Here is a 19,705-nt window from a genome sequence, read left to right as displayed (position 1 = left end):
TTCCTACTCTCTTTTAAACGTTCAATACTTTGTTTAAGAAATCTTGGGCGCGTGGATCTTGGGGGTTATTGAAAACCGCGTCCGGCGTACCTTCTTCACGAATATATCCATCCGCAAAAAATACCACGCGATCGGCAACTTGTTTAGCAAAGCCCATTTCATGCGTTACGACAATCATGGTCATCCCATCTTCGGCTAAATCACGCATAACTTTCAAAACTTCCCCGACCATTTCCGGATCAAGGGCTGAAGTTGGTTCATCAAATAACATAATACTTGGTTTCATGGCTAAGGCCCGGGCAATCGCCACCCGTTGCTTTTGCCCACCTGATAATTGGGTGGGTTTAGCATCGGCTTTATCAGCTAAGCCCACTTGGGCCAATAATTGACGACCTAACTCATTGGCTTCATCCTTTGTTAGTTTGCCAAGTTCAACTGGCGCTAACGTTACATTTTCCAAAACCGTTAAATGTGGAAATAAATTAAAATGTTGGAAAACCATCCCAATATTTTCACGAACTTTATTTAAATTAGTTTCTTTAGCGGTTAAATCAATACCATCAATTGCAATGCTACCAGCTGTGGGTTCTTCTAATTTATTCAATGTACGCAAAAAAGTACTTTTACCGGAACCAGAAGGTCCAATCATTACTACTACTTCATTTTCTTGAACTTCTAAATTGATCCCTTTTAAAACCTCATTATCGCCATACGATTTATGTAAATCAGTAACCTTAACTTTCGTTGCCATTTTGATACCTCCATATCAATAATTCCAGCATTTCTCAAACTTATCCCGATGAAACCAAACTAATTCATATATTTACCACTAAAAAGAAAAATATTAAGAACAATCTTATCAATTTATAAAATAATGTTCGTTAATTTTTTGAACATAAAAAAAGTAGACTGACTCGAGCGTCGTCTACTTTCTAAAGTGCTAAACTGATAAACCAGTCCCAGAAAATAACCGTCGCAAAAACCCTAATTGATTAGGTAAATTTCGCGCGTTATTATTATTTTCTTGGTACATAGTCATTGATAAGTACTTCCTAATTTCTTGATTATTAAAATTCTATCATTTTTTAGCAATCTTGTCATTAGTTTTATGCTTAATTTATTAGTTATTACCAAATTTTTTGTCGGCCCATTTAGCAAGGAAGGTTAACAAAGTAATCATGATCAAGTACATCATTGCAACTAAGAACCACACCCGGAAGCCTTGTGAGTTACGTGAAATAATCACCGTTCCCGTTTGCGTCAATTCGATAATCCCGATAGCTGAAAGAATTGAAGTATCTTTCAAAGTAATGATAAATTGGTTAACAAATGATGGGATCATCAACTTGATTCCTTGCGGCATGATAACTTTTAACATTGCCTTGCGATATGGCAACCCTAATGAACGGGCCGCTTCCATTTGACCAACATCAACACTCTTTAATCCTCCGGCCACAAAGGCGGCAATGTAGGCCCCTTCATTAAGCGTTAACGTAATTAACCCCGCGGCAATGGCCGGAATCTTAGTCCCAGTTAATGAAGGTAACCCAATGTAAATAAAGAACGCTAACACCAACAATGGTAATCCACGGAAGATGTAAATAATGGTACTTGATAACCCATATGCAAATTTATTTGGCACGACTGCAAGGACCCCGATTAAGACCCCAAAAATTGTGGCAAAGATAATCCCAAAGACCGTTAATTGAAGGGTTTTAATAATTCCACCAATAAATTGATCCTTATTTTGCTTCAATAAGCCAATCAAAGAGTTGTTTTCTTTGGCACTTCCTGCAAAAGTTGATTCCTTGGCACCAAGGTACTTAGCGACAATTTTATCGTACGTACCATCTTTTTTAATCGCGGCATAACCAGCATTAAACTTAGCAAGTAATTCTTGATTTTGACCCTTTTTAACGGCAAAACCATATTGTCCTGCATTAGCTGGTTTCGTAATAATTTTTAATTTAATCCCGTTTTTAATCGCATATTTCATCACTGGATCATCTTCAAACGCTACGGCAGCATTACCAAGCGCAACCGCATTGTACATTGTGTTTGAATCATTGAAATACGTTACTTTAAAGCCATATTTCTTTTGAATTGAAAGTGCATATTGAGCTGAACCCGTCCCGGTCTTTAAAGCCACCGTTTTACCACGTAATTGATTTAAACTCGTAATGCCACTCTTTGGACTAGCAGCGGCAATAATCCCCGTTTTGTAATACGGTGTCCCAAAATCATACACTTGTTGCCGTTCGGGGGTAATGGTCATCCCCGCAATAATGGCATCAAATTGGCCTGACAAAACACCTTGGGCCCCGGAGTTAAAAGCAATTGGGACTAATTTATACGTAAAATGTTCCCGCTTAGCAATTGCCCGTAACATATCCATATCAATTCCGACATATTGCCCATTTTGGGCTTGAAACTCAAACGGGGCATACGTCGTATCCGTGGTAATTACGTAGTGAGGCTCCTTCTTATCAGCATGTACATTAGTCGCACTAAAGACAACTAAGCCTAACAGCATCGTCACTATTAGTGTCCCAAATTTAAGCCATGTATGTTTTTTCATCATATTTTCTCTCTTTCTCGCCTAGACATTTAACACTTTATTTAAGAAATCTTGCGCCCGTGGATCTTGTGGGTTATTGAAGACTTCTTCTGGCGTTCCTTGTTCACGGATGTATCCATCGGCAAAGAACACCACGCGGTCAGCCACTTGCTTGGCAAAGCCCATTTCGTGGGTTACGACAATCATGGTCATCCCTTCTTCGGCCAAGTCACGCATAACTTGTAAAACATCCCCTACCATTTCTGGATCCAAAGCAGAAGTTGGTTCATCAAACAACATAATACTTGGCTTCATTGCCAACGCCCGGGCAATCGCCACCCGTTGCTTTTGGCCCCCTGATAATTGCGTTGGTTTGGCATCAGCTTTGTCGGCTAAGCCCACTTGGGTAAGTAATTGCATCCCAAGTGTCTTAGCGTCTTCTTTTGATAATTTGCCTAATTCAACTGGTGCAAGAATTACATTTTCTAAAACTGACAAATGGGGAAAAAGATTGAAATGTTGGAAAACCATTCCAATATTTTCACGAACTTTGTTAATATCAGTTTTTTTATCGACCAAGTTGTAGCCATTAATTAAAATTTCACCACTCGTAACGGCCTCTAAGTTATTTAACGTCCGTAAAAAAGTACTCTTTCCTGATCCAGACGGACCAATCATTACGACGACTTCATTTTCCTGGACCTCAAGATTAATCCCTTTAAGCACTTCATTATCACCATATGCTTTGTGTAAATCTTTTACGGTTACCTTTGCTGTCATGTTAGTTCCTCCGGCTCCAAGCCATTTATTTTAATCAAAGTTTGGGTTTATTAGTTTTAAATCGCATATTAAGTTTACATCTATCTTTTTTATACATATTTATGAACAATAAAGCAAATAATATGCTAAATATTCGTTTGCTGAAATTATATAAAAAATAGACTTACGTAATTTTACATAAGTCTACTTTCGAAGATTTAATAACTCCATGAGTATCAATCGCTGAAAATAACAAATGCAAAATAAACACAATTACTCGTGGTTTTTTGATTATTATTCTCACTATTCTGCAATTGAAATTTCATGTTTAATTTACCTCAAAACTTTCATTAATAAAAGCTTACCAGTTTTTAAGGAAATTGTCATTATTTTTTTATTTTGTAGCTAAACGTTCAATCGCTTCACCGTAAATGGCAGCGGCCTTCGTTAATGATTCAATGGTCATGAATTCATTAACTTGGTGCATCGTATCTTGGTCCCCTGGGAATAATGCTCCAAAGGCGACCCCACGGTCCATCAAACGACCATAAGTACCACCACCAACAACTTCTGGCTTACCGTCTAAACCAGTTTGGCCATTGTAAACATCAATCAATGTTTTAACGATTTCATCATCTTCAGGCACAAAGTGTGGGGCCATGTGGTGACCTTGAATTTCTACTTCAGCATCAAAGTTATCCAAGTGTTCACCAATCCCACGACCAATGTTTTCAAAGTCAACACCCTTAGGGTAACGGAAATTCAAGTTAATGAAGCCAGGTTGATCAGCTTCGAAACGTTGAATTCCGATGTTCATCGTAAGTGGTCCCATGATGTCATCAGTAAAGTTAATGCCTAACTTAGTTGCAAGCGCGTCATCGTGCACTGCGTGACCTAAGAAGTGAATGTAACCCTTAGCAGTCCCACCAAATGCGAATTGGTCTAAGAAGTTAGCCAAGTAAGTTCCAGCATTTTCACCAATTTCAGGTGAAGCTCCGTGAACTTGCTTACCGTTAACTGTAAATTCAACACCTTCTGGCAATGGATCAACTGAACCAGTTACTTGTGGGTTAGCGGCTAAGTACTTGTTGAACGCATCAATAAGTGCACTTGCATCAGGTGCAGCGACTAACGCAACGGCCTTACCAGGCACCATATTTGGTCGTAAACCTGATTCAAATTTAATTAATTCAAAGTCACCTTCGTTGGTAGCATTAAATTTAACTTCGTAAGTCACGTTTCCTTTTTCACCGTTAATTACTGGGAATTCAGCATCTGGTGAGAAACCCATTGTTGGTTGTGGTTCAACTTCAAAGTAACGATCCATGTCTTTCCAATCGTTTTCTTCATCAGTCCCAACAATAAAACGAACCCGGCGCTTCAATGGTGCACCAGAATCCTTAAGAATCTTCATACCGTAAAAGGCGGCCATTCCGGGACCTTTGTCATCAGAAGCACCACGGGCAAATAATTTACCATCTTTGATCACTGGTTCAAATGGGTCAGTATCCCATCCTTCACCAGCTGGCATTACATCGACGTGGGCCAAAACAGCGACTGATTCTTCAGCATCTTCAGGACCAATTTCAGCATAACCAACGATGTTATCAATGTTTTTAGTCCGGAAACCGGCGGCAGCAGCAATTTCCAAAAACTTTTCAAGGGCGGCTTTTGGTCCAGGACCTACCGGTGCGTCCTTAGTTGCCAGCGCATCATCACGAACACTTTCAATTCGTAACATAGTTTGTAAATCATTTAAAAAATCATCTTGACGTTTCGCAATTTCTGCTTTCCAATCCATCATTGATTAATCCTCCATTTAGTAAGTTAAAATTATTTTATCACAATCTGGTTTGATATAATGTAGTTAATTAATATCAAACGTAAAATTCATCTCCAGGAGGCTTACTTAGATGCAAATCATCGCTGAATCACTCGTCAAAAACGTTATTACGCCCCGCCCAGTTGATTCCTACAAAGGAACCTACGGCCGGGTCATGTTAATTGGGGGCTTTGAGCATTATCATGGGGCGATTATTCTAGCCAGTAAAGCCGCCGTTTACGGTGGTAGCGGCCTCGTTACCGTAGTAACTGCCCCGCAAGCCATCGTCCCTATTAACACCCAATTACCCGAAGCGATGGTGCTTAGTTATCAAGATAATTATCAAGCACTCTTAGCCAGCCAAGATGTGATTGTCATTGGACCGGGCTTAGGAACTTCTACAACGGCCTTAACCATTTTACAAGCGGTATTAGCCCAGATTACACCTCAACAAAGTTTAGTGCTTGACGGCTCGGCGTTAACCTTACTAGCAAGTGAACATTTAACCTTACCGACTACTCGTATAACGGTGCTTACCCCGCACCAGATGGAGTGGCAACGGATTAGTGGTATCAAAATAGCTGATCAAACACCAGCGGCTAACCAAGCCGTCACTGACCAATTAAAGGCCGTTGTCATTGTTAAAAAGCATCACTCGGAACTTTATACGCCCCACGCACCGGCCCAAAAAATTCTCGTTGGCGGGCCTTATCAAGCGACTGGGGGGATGGGTGATACATTGGCTGGCTTAGTGGGATGCTTTTTAGGTCAATTTAACGCCACACCAACTAGTGTTGCCGCCGCCCTTTACTTACATAGTGCGATTGCTGATACATTAGCCCCCACCCACTATGTTGTGTTACCTAGTCAAATCAGTGAACACTTACCAGCAGCTATGGCTCGCCTAACCATGCAAACGTCATCTAATGGGCTGGCTTAAAAAAAGCAACTACTCGCGTAGATACAAATGGTGTTGTGACATAACTCTTTTCAAGTACTAAATTGCTACCAAAACGCGCTCCAGAAGTCCGATATATTCGAAAATACGACAATAACCGCCTTGAAGAAAATTCTTCAAGGCGGTTATTTAGTGTATTTCTCGATATCGCCCGACTTCTGTCACAGCTCCATTTTAGTTTTAGCTAGTGTTTAATGTTGATAAGCACACACTTTTTTATGGCTTAAAATACTTCGCATAGTATTTCGCAAAATTACGATTAGCCCGCCAGTAGTTCATAAACCGTTGGTAGTTCCAATCAGCAGCATACTTATAAGTATACCCATATTTACCTTCATCAAGTAATTTAAGGGCTAAATCGGTCGCCGGATTTTTACGCACATATTTTTTAAAGAGGCGTGGACTGATTGCCATCCAAACTTGCCACTTACTTTGATCAGCATTAGCAAAGACCACATCATCGTTACCAAGCGTGCCATCATAATCACTAATCAAGTAACGCATCCAGTTAACGCCATTTAAACTTGCCCAGAAATTTGAACGCCCTAACCGGACATTCATTTCAAACACTTTAAATTTATGGTCTCGTTCATCGTACTTCAAATCAAAATTAGCAAAGCCGGTAATATTAAGTGATTCCAAGAAGCCCACATATTGGCGATAAATGTCTTCGTTATAATCAGGCATGATTGCCATATGATTACCACGACCTTGGGGACCGGGATCTTCAATTAACGCATGTCCCATCGAAATGACCCGAACTTTATGATTTTGATCAATGTACGCCGTTAAGTTACGTTCATATGAATCATCACCTGGAATCATATCCTGCATCGTAAAGGTACTAGTATAGCCATTTTGATATGCCAATTTAATAACTTCATTTAATTCAGCCGTTGAATTAATGAAATAAATTTTCTTGTGACCTGGGAAATATAAATCCATCCATTCAACTGAGTTGTCTGATTTTAAAATCACGGGATAGCCCCATGGTGAGACAACTTCACGCGTCACATCAGCGGCGGAAATTCGTTTCGTGGCTGGCATATCTAAACCATACGCGGCGGCCAATGGTTCAAAAGTTTCTTTGTGATTTAATTCAATCATCCGGTCATAATCAACATATGGCACCACAAAATATTCACTAAGGGCCGTTTTATGTTTGGCAATTAACGCGGCATACTTATCACCAGAACCAACTAAAATCGTCGATTTACCGGCAGCTTTAAGTGCTTGCCCAATTTTAGTAATTTCCGTAATAAAGATGGGATCATCATTAATCCCTGGTACTAATTGAATATCCACAATCTCACTATTCCGCGTCGCTGTCATCGGATTGGCAGCGGCTAAAATCGTTGATTTAATGCCATAGGCTTCATGAATTTCTCGGGCTGACCCGTAGATACTTTCATCACTACCTAAAAATAAAACTTGGTGTTGCATATTATGCCCCTCTTCATTACTTAATTTTTAATTTACGTTTGAGACCAACGATGCGTTGACCAAAAAGTTGTTCGGCAAATTTAGATTTTAAAATTAAAAATGCATAAACACTACCACCCACGGCCATCGCCAACATCGCTAAGATAAATTGGGTTGCCCGCCCAGTTGAAGTCAAGACTGTGCCTAAACCATACACAACTGCAAGGGCCACTCCGCCCATCACAATGGCACTAATAATTACATAAATGACCATTGGCATCATCGCTTTATAATTAATTTCATACAACGCATTAAGATGGTACAAGATTACGATACTTGCAATCCCAAAACCAATAAACGATGCCACTAATGGTCCCATGGCACCAAATGAAGCGGTTGCTGGTACTTGTAAAATTAATTTTACGATAATCCCAATTACCAATGATTTTAACGCTAAGGCATTATTTGATAGTCCTTGCGTTACCGTTGATAAAATTGTGAATAACCCAAACAAAATGCCTAAGTATGATGAGAATTGTAAAATTAACGTCCCCATCATGGCAATCGTATTGTTACCAAAACCATAAAAAGTAATGTAAAGTGGTCGGGCAATGGCGGCCATCCCAATCGCAGCTGGAATCATAATGACGACAAATAATTCTAACGTAAACCGTACTTGAGAAGCAATTTCTTGCTTATCATTACGCGTATGCGCAGCTGCTAACAAGGGAATGGTCGTACTTCCCATCGCAACGGCTAATGAAATAACAATCATAATTAATTTATTAGCATTAAAATCAAAAATCGCATATTGGCTATTTAATTCAGCATACGTAAAGTTGGTAAACCGTTGCATGATGTCAAAGAATGAATATTGGTCAATAATTTGAAAAATTGGAATCGCTGAACCCACAACAACAAATGGAATCGCTTGGAAAATCACTTGCGCAAAAATCCGTTTGTTAGAAATCACGGCTTCGTCTTTACTGCGTAAACTTAAATCACGGAAATATGAACGTTGGCGATATAAGACCCACATTAAAACGGCAATCCCACCTACCGCCCCAACGAAGGCTGCAAAAGTTGATTGGACAACCGCATTTTGCCACTTACCCTGGTTTAATACTAAAATAAACCAAGTCATAAAGAGCAAGTAGACTACCCGTAAAAGTTGTTCAATAAATTGTGAAAATGATGACGCTGCCATTTGATTGTTTCCTTGGAAAAAACCACGCGTCATACTAAGAATTGGAATAACTAAAATTGCCGGTGCTAATGAGTGCAATACGGGAATCACATTTGGATCACCACCCGATAATTCAGGTGCAAAAAGCCACATCCCACCAGCAGCAATGACCCCGGTAATTAACCCAATAATTAACGATGTCCGGTACAGCTTTAAAGATAAGTTATACTCCTCTTCGGCATTATAACGTGCGACTAATTTTGAAACGGCTGAGGGGACCCCAGCTGTAGCCGCCATTAGCGCTAACGCATATAAATTATAACCCTTTGAAAACAACGCATTTCCTTGGTATTGCGAAGCCCCAAACATGGCTGCCCACGGAATAATATATAGTGCTCCGATTAAGCGCGACATGATACTTCCCGCGACTAACCAAAAGGAGCCTCGTAACATTTGTTTTTTATTATTTTGAATGTTTTGTTGCTCCACTTGAAGCGGTTTTTCAGACATTTCAACTTCCTACTTTCATAACTATACAATCCCTTCATTTTATCTAATTTTTACGCGAATAACAATAAAGCTTTAATTAATAATTACTTACTTCACAAATTTAACCTATGTGCGGATGCCATAACCACGTTAGCTTAAAAATGGCCGTTAGCAAAAAAACGTCCTCGGAAAATTCTCCCAGACGTTTTCTAGCTTTACCACTGCCGTATTTACTTTAACCAAGCGCATACTGCATCAATTTTATTATTCAGCGCTATCAACACTATCAATTAAGTGTTTAGCATCCTTTTGCCGAACCAATTGATCATAAACGGCATCATCAAGGACACAATCGATTTCACCAATGTAAACGCGCGGACTTTCATCCTTACCTAAGAAACCACTCTTAAAACGGTAAAGACTATCTTCAGCATCAGCTGCTCCAACCCCACCAAGGTCATAAGCAGACATACCTTCAGCAACGGCCCATTCCATCATCGCCACTTGAATTACCCGTGGAGCTTCAAAAATTGGCCCTGAAATTGAACCAGCGTACATGTACCAAACTTTATCACCAAAGGCAAAGCCTAACCCGACGGCTAACGTTGCACCATCTTTTTCAGCAACGTAAATCCGCATGATATCATCCGGACCAAAGGTTGCTAACATCCGTTGGAAGTAGTCATATGGTCGGTATGAAATATCGTGACGGTGCGCCATTTCTTCATAGATATCGTAAAAGATTTTTAAATCAGCCTCATCATTGCTGTAACGGGTTGTCACCCCATCACGCCAACCTTTACGAATTTTAGTCCGGACCCGACTTGAAAAGCCAGCTAAGATTTCATCTTGGGTTTGCTTCCCTTGTAAATCAACAACGATGTTAATTCGTGGTTGAATCGTGCCATGTAAGCCTTCTGCTTGAACATTACGCGTTTCGTAACCATGGGCTTTAATTTCGGCATCAAATGCTTCATCATAAGCCACTTCGGGATCCATTCGTAAAACATATACATTTTTTTCAAGTAACGTTGGCTTAACTTCAGCCACTAAGCGATCTAATAAATCTAAGTTATGGGCATCCATAACTGGTCCTTTTGATGCATAAGCAAAGCGCGAACCATTTGCTAATTTAGTCATCAAAATTGAAATAGCGGCGACAATTTGGCCATCGTCCTCAACATATGCATGGAATTGTTCCCAATTATCTTTAACGGCTGCCCAACCTAAATCTTGTGTAATTTGGCCATACTTTGAGCCACGTACAAAATCTTGGAACCGTGAAACTGCATCTTTATCGGTAATATCTAAAATCGGCACTTTTATCATCCAACTTTCTTTTAAATTTCTTCTTTAATCATACACTTTTTACGGCTTAAACTCCGTATTCTGTGAACTTTTTTACTAAAAAATTCCTATTTTTCAGTAATCTCCACAGATTTTAACTTCGCTATAATAAAAATTTAAGGTCGCCTTAAATTATCTTTTTAATTAATAAAGACGCCCAATTCATTTAACGAATTGACCGTCTTTATTATAACTTATTTGTTATAATTTCGGCTAAAATAACCCTTCATTAGTTAGCAACAATGTTGATTAATTTACCTTTGATGTTAATTACTTTACGAACCGTTGCATCGGTAATTTGCTTTTGAATCGCTTCATCGGCAAGCGCTAATTTTTCAAGTTCATCCCCAGCAATATCCGCTGGTACCGTAATCTTGCTACGAACTTTACCGTTAACTTGTAAGACTACTTCGACTTCATTTTCAACTAATTGACTTTCATCATATGTTGGCCAAGCAACAAATGAAATAGTGTCTGTGCCACCAAGGATTTGCCATAATTCTTCACCCATGTGTGGTGCCACTGGTGCAAGTAATTGGACAAACCCTTTAATGTATTCAAGTGGTAATTTTTCCGCTTTATAAGCGTCATTAACAAAGACCATCAATTGTGAAATGGCCGTGTTAAAGCGAAGACCTTCAAAGTCATTGGTAACCTTTTTAACCGTTTGGTGGTAGCTCTTAGTAAGGGCCCCATCATTTTCAGTCGTGATGTTTGCGTTAAGGTGACCATCTTCATCAACAATCATGCGCCAAACACGATCTAACCAACGGCGTGAACCTGAAAGACCATCTTCAGACCACGCAATTGATTGTTCCAATGGTCCCATGAACATTTCATACATCCGTAAAGTATCCGCACCGTATTCGTTAACGATATCATCGGGGTTAACCACGTTACCTTTTGATTTAGACATTTTTTCGTGGTTTTCACCTAAAATCATTCCTTGGTTAACTAACTTTTGGAATGGTTCGCTAGTAGGAACCACCCCTAAATCGTACAAGAATTTGTGCCAGAAACGCGCGTACAACAAGTGTAAGACGGCGTGTTCTTGGCCACCGATGTACAAGTCAACATTGCCCCAGTAGTTTAATTTTTCTGGTGAAGCAAGGGCTTCGTCGTTAGTAGGATCGATGTAACGTAAGAAGTACCATGATGAACCAGCCCATTGTGGCATCGTGTTTGTTTCACGTAATCCTTTACGGCCATTTTCATCTTCAACTTGTAACCAGTCCGTTGCATTAGCCAATGGTGATTCACCATTTCCAGAAGGTTTAATATCTTCCATGTATGGTAATTGCAATGGCAATTGATCTTCAGGAACTAATGTTGCTTCGCCATCTTCCCAGTGAATAACCGGAATTGGTTCCCCCCAGTAACGTTGCCGTGAGAAAATCCAGTCCCGTAGCCGGAAGTTAACTTGCTTGTGACCACGGTCATGTTCTTCTAACCAATCAATCATCGTCGCAATCGCCGTGGCTTTATCCATGCCATCAAGGAACCCTGAGTTAATGTGCGTGCCATCCCCAGTGTAGGCTTCTTCACCATTACCACCTTCAATAACGGGTTTAATTGTTAAAGCAAATTTTTCCGCAAATTCAAAGTCACGCGTATCGTGAGCTGGTACAGCCATAATTGCTCCAGTACCGTATGAAGCAAGCACGTAATCGGCAATCCAGATTGGTAATTTTTCACCATTTACTGGGTTAATAGCGTAGGCACCAGTAAAGATTCCTGACTTGTCTTTGTTAAGGTCCGTCCGTTCCAAATCAGATTTAGAAGCGATTTCTTTACGGTATGCTTCAATTGCGTCTTTATTATCGTCAGTCGCAATTTGGTCAACCAACACATGTTCAGGTGAAAGCACCACATAACTAGCTCCAAATAAAGTATCAGGGCGGGTTGTGAAGACTTCAATCTTGTCTTGGGCGTTTTCAACATCAAAGAAGACACTCGCACCAATTGAACGACCAATCCAGTTACGTTGTTGTTCCTTAATTGATTCTGGCCAGTCAAGACCTTCCAAATCATCAATCAAGCGATCAGCATACGCCGTAATTTTAAGCACCCATTGGCGCATTGGCACCCGGTAAACGGGGAAACCACCGCGTTCAGTCTTACCATCGATAACTTCTTCGTTGGCAACCACAGTTCCACCCATCAAATCAGGGGCCCAGTTAACCATAATTTTATCTTCGTAAGCCAAACCTTTTTTGTAAAGTTGTTCAAAAATCCATTGCGTCCACTTGTAGTACTTAGGATCAGTCGTATTAACTTCACGATCCCAGTCATATGAAAGCCCAAGGGTTTGCATTTGTTTGCGGAAGTTAGCCACATTTTCCTTAGTAATATCAGCTGGGAAACGGCCAGTCTTCATCGCATATTGTTCAGTTGGCAAACCAAAGGCATCAAATCCCATTGGGTGCAACACGTTAAACCCTTGTGAACGTTTCATCCGTGAAACAATATCTGTAGCCGTGTAACCTTCTGGGTGCCCCACGTGAAGTCCTTGACCAGATGGGAATGGGAACATATCCAAAGCATAGAATTTAGGCTTTGATGTATCTTCACCCGTTTTGAAAGTGTCGTTTTTGGCCCAGAAATTTTGCCATTTTTGTTCGATATCTTTATGTTGATAACTCATAGTGTACTCCCTTGTATATATAAAATAAAAAAGTCCCGTAACGTAACTCATAAGCTACGTTACGGGACGATAAAGTCGTGGTACCACCCGAAATTCATGTCAATTTGACATCTCGTGCGTTCTGTATCGGAGAACAAACCCGGCACTCAATGATTCAGTTAACAAGTTCGTTAAACAACAACGTGAATTTACAGCAACCATTCACTCTCTGCGCATGTCTTTTTAACTACTACTTTAACTAAGTGCAAAATGTATATGCATTTATTTTAACAACTAATGAGCATTTGAACAACCCTTTACCGTGCTATAATTAATATCAATTAAATTAAGCGCTTAAGTAAACATAACTTATCGAGGTAATTCATGAAATTAGCAAATGCCCTTACATATAGTCATACCCTTTTAACCACGACTGTCGAACGTGGTGATTATGTCATCGATGCGACGGTCGGTAATGGTCATGATACCGAATTTTTAAGCCAATTAGTTGGTCCCAAAGGCCATGTGCTTGGTTTTGATGTCCAGGCCGCAGCAATTGATTCCGCCACCGCGCGCTTAAAGGCCGCTAAGGTTGCTAATGTGCAACTAGTTTTAGCCGGCCACGAAAATGTCGCCCAATATTTACCCGCCAATCAACCAGTGGGCGGGGCGATTTTTAACCTGGGTTACTTACCTGGGGCGGATAAAGATGTTATCACACAAGGTGAAACAACCTTAGCCGCAATTAATGGGATCCTCCCCAACTTAAAAAAGAATGGTTTAATTGTCCTCGTGGTCTATTATGGCCACCCCGGTGGGCAAGCCGAAGTTAACCAACTCCTCAGTTTTACACAAAAATTACCACAAAAAGCCTACCATGTTTTACAATATCAATTTATTAATCAAGCGAATCAACCACCTTATATTATCGCCATTCAAAAACGGTAATTAAAAAAGAGCTGTGCCAGAAGGCGGGCAATATCGAGAAATACACTAAAACAGGCTGAAGATTTATTCTTCAGCCTGTTTGTCGTTTTATATTAGTATCTACCTTTTGAAACACGTTCTAGCAGTACCTTACTACTAAATTTTAGTTGTGCCACAACCTTTTTAACTTGAACCTAGGCAAAGTAGGCTTTAAGTGCATCCACTTTATCCAATGCTTCCCATGGTAAATCAAGGTCAGTCCGACCAAAGTGACCATAAGCCGCCGTTTTAGCGTAAATTGGACGTTGTAAATCAAGCATTTTAATAATTCCGGCGGGACGTAAGTCAAATAATTGACGAATGGCCGCAACTAATAATTGATCATCAACTTTACCAGTGCCAAAAGTTTCGACCGCGATTGAAACCGGTTGAGCCACTCCAATTGCATATGCTAATTGAATTTCAATTTTATCAGCTAAACCAGCAGCAACAATGTTTTTAGCAATGTAGCGGGCCGCATATGACGCTGAACGGTCAACTTTGGTTGCATCCTTACCAGAGAAGGCCCCACCACCGTGACGCGCCGCTCCACCGTAAGTATCAACAATGATTTTCCGACCAGTTAAACCAGCATCCCCTTGTGGACCACCAATAACAAAACGGCCAGTTGGGTTAATGAAGTACTTAGTATTTTCATCAAGTAATTCGGCTGGGATAACTTTTTCAATAATTTGTTCTTTAACATCTTGGCGAATTTGGTCTAATGAAGCTTCGGCATCGTGTTGCGTTGAAAGCACGACAGTATCAACCCGGAATGGCTTACCGGCTTCATCCAATTCGACAGTCACTTGCGCTTTAGCATCTGGACGTAAGTAAGCCAATGCTTCTGATTTACGTAATTGAGCTTGTTTAAGCATTAATTGTTGGCTTAAAGCGTGCGCCAATGGCATGTAGGTACTGGTTTCATTCGTTGCGTAACCATACATTAACCCTTGGTCCCCCGCACCGATTTGATCAAGTGGGTCAATTCCACCGTCTTCACGGTTTTCAATCGCGGTATCAACCCCTTGGGCAATATCAGGTGATTGTTCATCAATGGCAATCATTACCCCGGTATTGTCACCATCAAAGCCAAATTCGGCATGGTTGTAACCAATTTCCTTAATTTTATCACGGACAACTTTGTTAATATCAACATAGGCGGTCGTTGATAACTCACCAAATACTAGCACTAACCCCGTCGTAACTGAAGTTTCAACCGCAACACGGGCATCTTTATCTTGAGTTAAAACCGCATCTAAAATAGCATCACTGATTTGATCAGCAATTTTATCGGGGTGCCCTTCTGAGACGGCTTCTGAGGTAAATAAGTGTGGTTCTTTGTTCAATTCTTGTGACATGATTCTCTCCCTTAAAATAAAAAAATACGACCATCCTTGACTCGGATAGCCGCATTGAAAGAATTCAATAATCAACTATCTTCATCGGAAATCTTGTTTTACCACCTTGCAACTATGGTTGTAGGTTGGTGTGCGATCATAGGGCAAGTCCCTCCCGCACTCTCAATGAAGAATGATACCTAAATAGTATAGCACTTATGTTGTTAAATGCAAAGATGCTTGTTAAAATTAGGTTTAATGTATTAACTTTGGAGGTTGATTAATGGAAAATCCAACATTGAATTCACAACCACAGCAACGCACCCCAAAAGGTGTTAATTTAATCGAAAAATTAAAGCAATCACCGTTGCAAAAACAGCTCCTTTTAATTATTATCACCGTTTTAAGCCAAAATATTATTTGGTGGACGTACCCGCTTATTTACAGCAAACATTTGGATGGCCAATTACCTGCTGGGAGTTTTGTCTTAGTCGCCTATTCAGTACTAATTGCCCTTGCAATGCATTTTATTTTTAGTTCGCGCTTTCATTCTTTTTGGGCGATGCTCTTTTGTGGTTTAAGCGGCATTGTGACCTTTTCAAGTTTAATTAAGGGCAGTTTTGAAGTTTTTTGTTTATTACTACTTTTCACTGTCTATCTAATTATTCTACAAGTTAAATGGATGCGTTTAAAATCAATTATTGGTTTAGTTGGTTTAGCAATTTTAGCGGCCTTTACAATTCCGTTAGCAATTTTCTACCTGCAAAATAATTATGTCACGAGTAAATTTATTATCACGCTAATTCCATTGGTATTTAGTTATTTATATTTTTTAGTGCCACTATTTTTACCTTCCTCAAAACTACGAACAATTAGTAGCCTGGTGTTAGGTATTGCTTTTTTAATTAATATCATGTTATTACCATTTAATTTATGGACGCTTTTGGCCATCATTATTGTTGCTGGTTCTTGGTTGATTCTTTTTAACCTAGAACTTGATATCCACTTCCAAGTTCCCTTGTACTTCGCTTTACAAACCTTAACCGTGATGGTTATTTTCTTGCAACAACACTAAGCATTGGGCGTTATCGCTGGTATAAATTTTAAAAAGGTCCCCTGAAGTTTTTCTTCAAGGGACCTTTTTTATCTGTTACTAGCGAGCAATTACTTTCCTAGTTGGGTTTTATCAAGTAAAACTTGTTCGTACACTTGCTTAAGTTGCGCACCAACCACCTTTAAATCACGATCAGTTGCTGTTTGGTAGCCCGCTTGTACAATTGTACTCATATCGGTTGTTAACGCCCGTTGGAGCTGTTGATTAAAGGAAGCTACATCATTGGCTTTTAAAACATTCTGCCCATTAAATAACCAACCATCATAGACCGGAATATCACGGACAAGCACGTTTTGTTGCGATGCTAAGGCTTCTAATACCACAATTCCCTCCGTCTCTTCATATGATGGGAATAAAAAGGCATTGGCGCCACTATAGGCCCCTTCAATCACATCACCTGTGATATAGCCTGGGAAAATAACATTATCCGAGTGATCTTCTTTAACAATCCGACGAATATTAGCTGGAATTGCGGCTAAATTAATATGGCCAAACCAAATGAACTTAATTTCAGGATTCAACCGCGCAATCTCAACAAAATCAACAATTCCTTTCCGTGCAAATAACAACCCAACACTAATTACGACTTTAGTATCATCATCGAGGTTAAAATGGGTCCGAAAAGCTTGTTCTTTTTCTAATTTTGGCTCGTATTTCACTAACTCAATTCCATTTGAAATCGGATAAATAGGTTGCTTTAATCCGTAACCAGCAATTAATTTTTTCGAATATGGCGTTGGCGTAATTAAAACATCCGCTTGGCGATACAAACTAACTAAATAGCGCCGATACAATGGCGCGATTAAATTTGAACCAATAAATGAATTCCGAAAATCTTCTTCAGTTGAATGAGCATGATAAATGACCGGCTTATGTTTGCGTTTAGCATCACGAATAACTTTCCAACTATTAATACCATACGTATTGATGTGTAAGACATCATAGTCGTCATTGGGATCAAGTGTGTATTCAACATCATTTGCTGCCAAGGCTTTCATCTGGTGATGCATGGCGTGCCCAATGCCTGAATTCGCAATTAACTTTTGCCCTTCAAAATACAACAATACTTTCATTATAAATTCTCCAACAAACTATCAATCGTTGCTAAAACACCATCATGATTATTATCAGTTAGGGCTTTTAATGGGATTTTGGGCTGCATTTCATCATATGCATTAGGCATCAAAATTCCTTGACCAACGTATTGCAACATTTCTAAATCGTTTTCATTGTCCCCAAAGGCCACAATTTCACTTTTATCAATACCATACTCACGTTGTAATACTTGTAGCCCAGTTGCTTTATTAACGCCACGGGCCAAAATATCAACGCTTCCAAAGCCAGAACCAGTCGCATGTAATTCGTCGCTAAACATTGACCGCAAACTTGCTACATACGGACTTACCTGCTTACTTGGCCAAACAAAGGTGATTTTAAAAATGATATCATCAATTTCCAATAATTTTTCGACTTGATAAAGCGGTGTATAAAAATGCTTTACCTCTGCAAGGGTTGCTCCCGTTGCATGATTACTTACATAGGTACCTTTTAAACCAGATAAAATAATCATATTATCAATACTAGCTGGATTAGTCGCATTCCAAGTAATAACTTTAGCTAATTGATCATTAGTAATTGGGGCATCATAAATCATCGTGTCATGTTGATAAATACGGGCCCCATTATCAGCCACAAAATCAATGGCAAAATCTGCACGGACCGGATCAAAATAACGTGCAAGCTGGCGATAGGGGTTACCACTCGCTGCCACGAATCGAATGTCATGCTGCTGCATAAAAGCTAATTGTTCACGAAAACGTTGTACATCGTAGTCTTTATTGTCACGTAAAAAAGTTCCATCCATGTCTGTTGCAATCATTTTAATCATTTGCCGTACTCCCTTTTATATCATTTTTGCTAAAAAAAAGAACCCAACAGATTAGTATAGCTAACCAACTTGAGTCCTTTCAACAATTTTTAAAGATGGTAATCGGATTCGAACCGACGATCAGGGTGTTGCAGACCCATGCCTTACCACTTGGCTATACCATCATAATATCAATAACCATATTATTATAAAACATATGCACTATGCCTGTCAATACTAGGTTACTGATGACTTTTAAAAGAAAAAAGATTGAATCAACCTTGAGGGCGCTTCAATCTTTTTTACGTTATGCCGTCGGTGGGGGTCGAACCCACACTCCCGTGAAGGAACTGGATTTTGAGTCCAGCGCGTCTGCCAATTCCGCCACAACGGCATATCTATTAAACTATACGGTAATAATTCTATTACCAACTGGGCTAGCTGGATTCGAACCAGCGCATGACGGTACCAAAAACCGTTGCCTTACCGCTTGGCTATAGCCCAATAAAAGGGCGGTATATGGGAATCGAACCCATGCGTGCTGGTACCACAAACCAGTGTGTTAACCACTTCACCAATACCGCCATATGGCAGGGATAGAGGGAATCGAACCCCCACTGATGGTTTTGGAGACCATAGTTCTACCTTTAAACTATATCCCTATTCTCCAGAAATGAATCAATAATTTATCATTATTAATTCAACGGTCACAACGGGACTCGAACCCGTGATCTCCCGCGTGACAGGCGGGCGTAATAACCAACTATACCATGCGACCATTGAATGGAAGATACAGGGCTCGAACCTGTGACCCTCTGCTTGTAAGGCAGATGCTCTCCCAACTGAGCTAATCTTCCAGATATTTAATTTTACCAAAGTACATTTACTTTGTAAATGTCCCGTACGGGATTCGAACCCATGTTACCGCCGTGAAAGGGCGGTGTCTTAACCACTTGACCAACGGGACATATAAGCATGGCGACGTCCTATCCTCGCAGGGAGCGATCCCCCAACTACTTTCGGCGCTACAGAGCTTAACTTCTGTGTTCGGCATGGGAACAGGTGTATCATCTGCGCCATCATCACCACACTTATTATCTGAGAAATACTTGACCTCTCAAAACTGAATATTATCATTTAAATCTTTTATACCGGACACCACTTCGTGGTTAAGTCCTCGACCGATTAGTATTAGTCCGCTACATGTGTCACCACACTTCCACTTCTAACCTATCTACCTCATCATCTTTGAGGG

At 40.0% G+C, this 19,705-nt stretch carries 14 protein-coding genes, 8 tRNA genes, 2 rRNA genes and 1 riboswitch; of the genes, 3 read left to right on the top strand and 21 right to left on the bottom strand.

The genetic code is table 11. From position 1 onward, the window contains the following. Positions 1-13: 13 nt before the first annotated feature. The 4 genes from LQZ76_RS05275 to pepV all read right to left on the bottom strand — a co-directional run bounded on the left by LQZ76_RS05275 (position 14) and on the right by pepV (position 5,120). A complete protein-coding gene (locus LQZ76_RS05275; protein WP_230098712.1) occupies positions 14-751 on the bottom strand; it encodes an amino acid ABC transporter ATP-binding protein in 738 nt (245 codons plus the stop codon). Between the two features lie 369 nt (positions 752-1,120). Then, positions 1,121-2,578 (bottom strand): ABC transporter substrate-binding protein/permease, encoded by a 1,458-nt coding sequence (locus LQZ76_RS05270; protein ID WP_230098745.1) that lies wholly within the window; start codon positions 2,576-2,578, stop codon positions 1,121-1,123. Positions 2,579-2,599: 21 nt separating this feature from the next. Next, positions 2,600-3,337, bottom strand: a complete 738-nt coding sequence (locus tag LQZ76_RS05265) for an amino acid ABC transporter ATP-binding protein (protein ID WP_230098711.1) — start codon at positions 3,335-3,337, stop codon at positions 2,600-2,602. Between the two features lie 373 nt (positions 3,338-3,710). Beyond that, positions 3,711-5,120 (bottom strand): dipeptidase PepV, encoded by a 1,410-nt coding sequence (gene pepV / locus LQZ76_RS05260; RefSeq protein WP_230098710.1) that lies wholly within the window; start codon positions 5,118-5,120, stop codon positions 3,711-3,713. A 109-nt stretch (positions 5,121-5,229) separates the two neighbouring features. Between pepV and LQZ76_RS05255 the strand changes: the two genes are divergently transcribed. After that, positions 5,230-6,078, top strand: coding sequence for an NAD(P)H-hydrate dehydratase (locus LQZ76_RS05255; protein WP_230098709.1), 849 nt, complete (start codon positions 5,230-5,232; stop codon positions 6,076-6,078). A 234-nt stretch (positions 6,079-6,312) separates the two neighbouring features. Here the strand turns inward: LQZ76_RS05255 and LQZ76_RS05250 are convergent, their stop codons facing one another. The 4 genes from LQZ76_RS05250 to leuS all read right to left on the bottom strand — a co-directional run bounded on the left by LQZ76_RS05250 (position 6,313) and on the right by leuS (position 13,184). Next, complete coding sequence (locus LQZ76_RS05250; RefSeq protein WP_230098708.1) at positions 6,313-7,539, bottom strand: carboxylate--amine ligase; 1,227 nt, start codon at positions 7,537-7,539, stop codon at positions 6,313-6,315. A gap of 16 nt (positions 7,540-7,555) precedes the next feature. Next, a complete protein-coding gene (locus LQZ76_RS05245; protein WP_230098707.1) occupies positions 7,556-9,214 on the bottom strand; it encodes a putative polysaccharide biosynthesis protein in 1,659 nt (552 codons plus the stop codon). 243 nt (positions 9,215-9,457) lie between these two features. Continuing rightward, positions 9,458-10,522 carry a lipid II:glycine glycyltransferase FemX gene (locus LQZ76_RS05240; RefSeq protein WP_230098706.1) on the bottom strand — a complete coding sequence of 355 codons (1,065 nt, stop codon included), beginning with the start codon at positions 10,520-10,522 and terminating at the stop codon, positions 9,458-9,460. Between the two features lie 247 nt (positions 10,523-10,769). After that, entirely contained in the window at positions 10,770-13,184 is a 2,415-nt protein-coding gene (gene leuS, locus LQZ76_RS05235) for a leucine--tRNA ligase (protein ID WP_230098705.1), read from the bottom strand. 363 nt (positions 13,185-13,547) lie between these two features. On the opposite strand from leuS, the gene mnmM reads away from it, so the two are divergent. Continuing rightward, positions 13,548-14,111, top strand: a complete 564-nt coding sequence (gene mnmM / locus LQZ76_RS05230; protein ID WP_230098704.1) for a tRNA 5-(aminomethyl)-2-thiouridylate-methyltransferase MnmM — start codon at positions 13,548-13,550, stop codon at positions 14,109-14,111. A 173-nt stretch (positions 14,112-14,284) separates the two neighbouring features. Here mnmM and metK read toward each other — a convergent pair whose 3' ends face one another. Then, positions 14,285-15,490 (bottom strand): methionine adenosyltransferase, encoded by a 1,206-nt coding sequence (gene metK / locus LQZ76_RS05225; protein ID WP_230098703.1) that lies wholly within the window; start codon positions 15,488-15,490, stop codon positions 14,285-14,287. A 78-nt stretch (positions 15,491-15,568) separates the two neighbouring features. Further along, a riboswitch (SAM riboswitch) is annotated at positions 15,569-15,662 on the bottom strand. Between the two features lie 90 nt (positions 15,663-15,752). Here metK and LQZ76_RS05220 point away from each other — a divergent pair. After that, entirely contained in the window at positions 15,753-16,544 is a 792-nt protein-coding gene (locus tag LQZ76_RS05220) for a hypothetical protein (protein ID WP_230098702.1), read from the top strand. An 89-nt stretch (positions 16,545-16,633) separates the two neighbouring features. Here LQZ76_RS05220 and LQZ76_RS05215 read toward each other — a convergent pair whose 3' ends face one another. The 12 genes from LQZ76_RS05215 to LQZ76_RS05160 all read right to left on the bottom strand — a co-directional run. Next, a complete protein-coding gene (locus LQZ76_RS05215) occupies positions 16,634-17,656 on the bottom strand; it encodes an LTA glycolipid anchor biosynthesis glycosyltransferase, IagA/BgsA family (protein WP_230098701.1) in 1,023 nt (340 codons plus the stop codon). Then, on the bottom strand, positions 17,656-18,471 hold the full coding sequence (locus LQZ76_RS05210; RefSeq protein WP_230098700.1) for a Cof-type HAD-IIB family hydrolase: 816 nt from the start codon (positions 18,469-18,471) through the stop codon (positions 17,656-17,658). Before LQZ76_RS05210 ends, LQZ76_RS05215 begins: the two co-directional genes overlap by 1 nt. A 93-nt stretch (positions 18,472-18,564) precedes the next feature. After that, positions 18,565-18,635, bottom strand: a tRNA-Cys gene (locus LQZ76_RS05205). A 125-nt stretch (positions 18,636-18,760) separates the two neighbouring features. Continuing rightward, positions 18,761-18,844: transfer RNA gene (locus tag LQZ76_RS05200), tRNA-Leu, on the bottom strand. Between the two features lie 38 nt (positions 18,845-18,882). Further along, positions 18,883-18,954, bottom strand: a tRNA-Gln gene (locus LQZ76_RS05195). 7 nt (positions 18,955-18,961) lie between these two features. Next, positions 18,962-19,034: transfer RNA gene (locus LQZ76_RS05190), tRNA-His, on the bottom strand. Positions 19,035-19,038: 4 nt separating this feature from the next. Then, positions 19,039-19,112: transfer RNA gene (locus LQZ76_RS05185), tRNA-Trp, on the bottom strand. Between the two features lie 42 nt (positions 19,113-19,154). After that, positions 19,155-19,228, bottom strand: a tRNA-Asp gene (locus LQZ76_RS05180). Between the two features lie 6 nt (positions 19,229-19,234). Next, a tRNA-Val gene (locus LQZ76_RS05175) sits at positions 19,235-19,307 on the bottom strand. Positions 19,308-19,345: 38 nt separating this feature from the next. Then, positions 19,346-19,417: transfer RNA gene (locus LQZ76_RS05170), tRNA-Glu, on the bottom strand. A gap of 6 nt (positions 19,418-19,423) precedes the next feature. Next, a 5S ribosomal RNA gene (gene rrf / locus LQZ76_RS05165) occupies positions 19,424-19,540 on the bottom strand. Between the two features lie 75 nt (positions 19,541-19,615). Continuing rightward, positions 19,616-19,705, bottom strand: a 23S ribosomal RNA gene (locus LQZ76_RS05160); the annotation flags it as partial.

Origin of the sequence: Periweissella ghanensis (assembly GCF_918814755.1) — a bacterium.
Lineage (GTDB): Bacteria > Bacillota > Bacilli > Lactobacillales > Lactobacillaceae > Periweissella > Periweissella ghanensis.
The sequence above is the reverse complement of the archived record's forward strand: the minus strand, read 5'-3'. Positions and strand labels throughout refer to the sequence as shown.

Bases quoted from the DNA above. Each gene is read 5' to 3' on its own strand.
- mnmM (WP_230098704.1), top strand. From the start codon at position 13,548: ATGAAATTAGCAAATGCCCTTACATATAGTCATACCCTTTTAACCACG.
- LQZ76_RS05255 (WP_230098709.1), top strand. From the start codon at position 5,230: ATGCAAATCATCGCTGAATCACTCGTCAAAAACGTTATTACGCCCCGC.
- LQZ76_RS05265 (WP_230098711.1), bottom strand. From the start codon at position 3,337: ATGACAGCAAAGGTAACCGTAAAAGATTTACACAAAGCATATGGTGAT.
- LQZ76_RS05245 (WP_230098707.1), bottom strand. From the start codon at position 9,214: ATGTCTGAAAAACCGCTTCAAGTGGAGCAACAAAACATTCAAAATAAT.
- LQZ76_RS05240 (WP_230098706.1), bottom strand. From the start codon at position 10,522: ATGATAAAAGTGCCGATTTTAGATATTACCGATAAAGATGCAGTTTCA.
- LQZ76_RS05250 (WP_230098708.1), bottom strand. From the start codon at position 7,539: ATGCAACACCAAGTTTTATTTTTAGGTAGTGATGAAAGTATCTACGGG.
- metK (WP_230098703.1), bottom strand. From the start codon at position 15,490: ATGTCACAAGAATTGAACAAAGAACCACACTTATTTACCTCAGAAGCC.
- leuS (WP_230098705.1), bottom strand. From the start codon at position 13,184: ATGAGTTATCAACATAAAGATATCGAACAAAAATGGCAAAATTTCTGG.
- LQZ76_RS05210 (WP_230098700.1), bottom strand. From the start codon at position 18,471: ATGATTAAAATGATTGCAACAGACATGGATGGAACTTTTTTACGTGAC.
- LQZ76_RS05270 (WP_230098745.1), bottom strand. From the start codon at position 2,578: ATGAAAAAACATACATGGCTTAAATTTGGGACACTAATAGTGACGATG.
- LQZ76_RS05275 (WP_230098712.1), bottom strand. From the start codon at position 751: ATGGCAACGAAAGTTAAGGTTACTGATTTACATAAATCGTATGGCGAT.
- pepV (WP_230098710.1), bottom strand. From the start codon at position 5,120: ATGATGGATTGGAAAGCAGAAATTGCGAAACGTCAAGATGATTTTTTA.
- LQZ76_RS05215 (WP_230098701.1), bottom strand. From the start codon at position 17,656: ATGAAAGTATTGTTGTATTTTGAAGGGCAAAAGTTAATTGCGAATTCA.
- LQZ76_RS05220 (WP_230098702.1), top strand. From the start codon at position 15,753: ATGGAAAATCCAACATTGAATTCACAACCACAGCAACGCACCCCAAAA.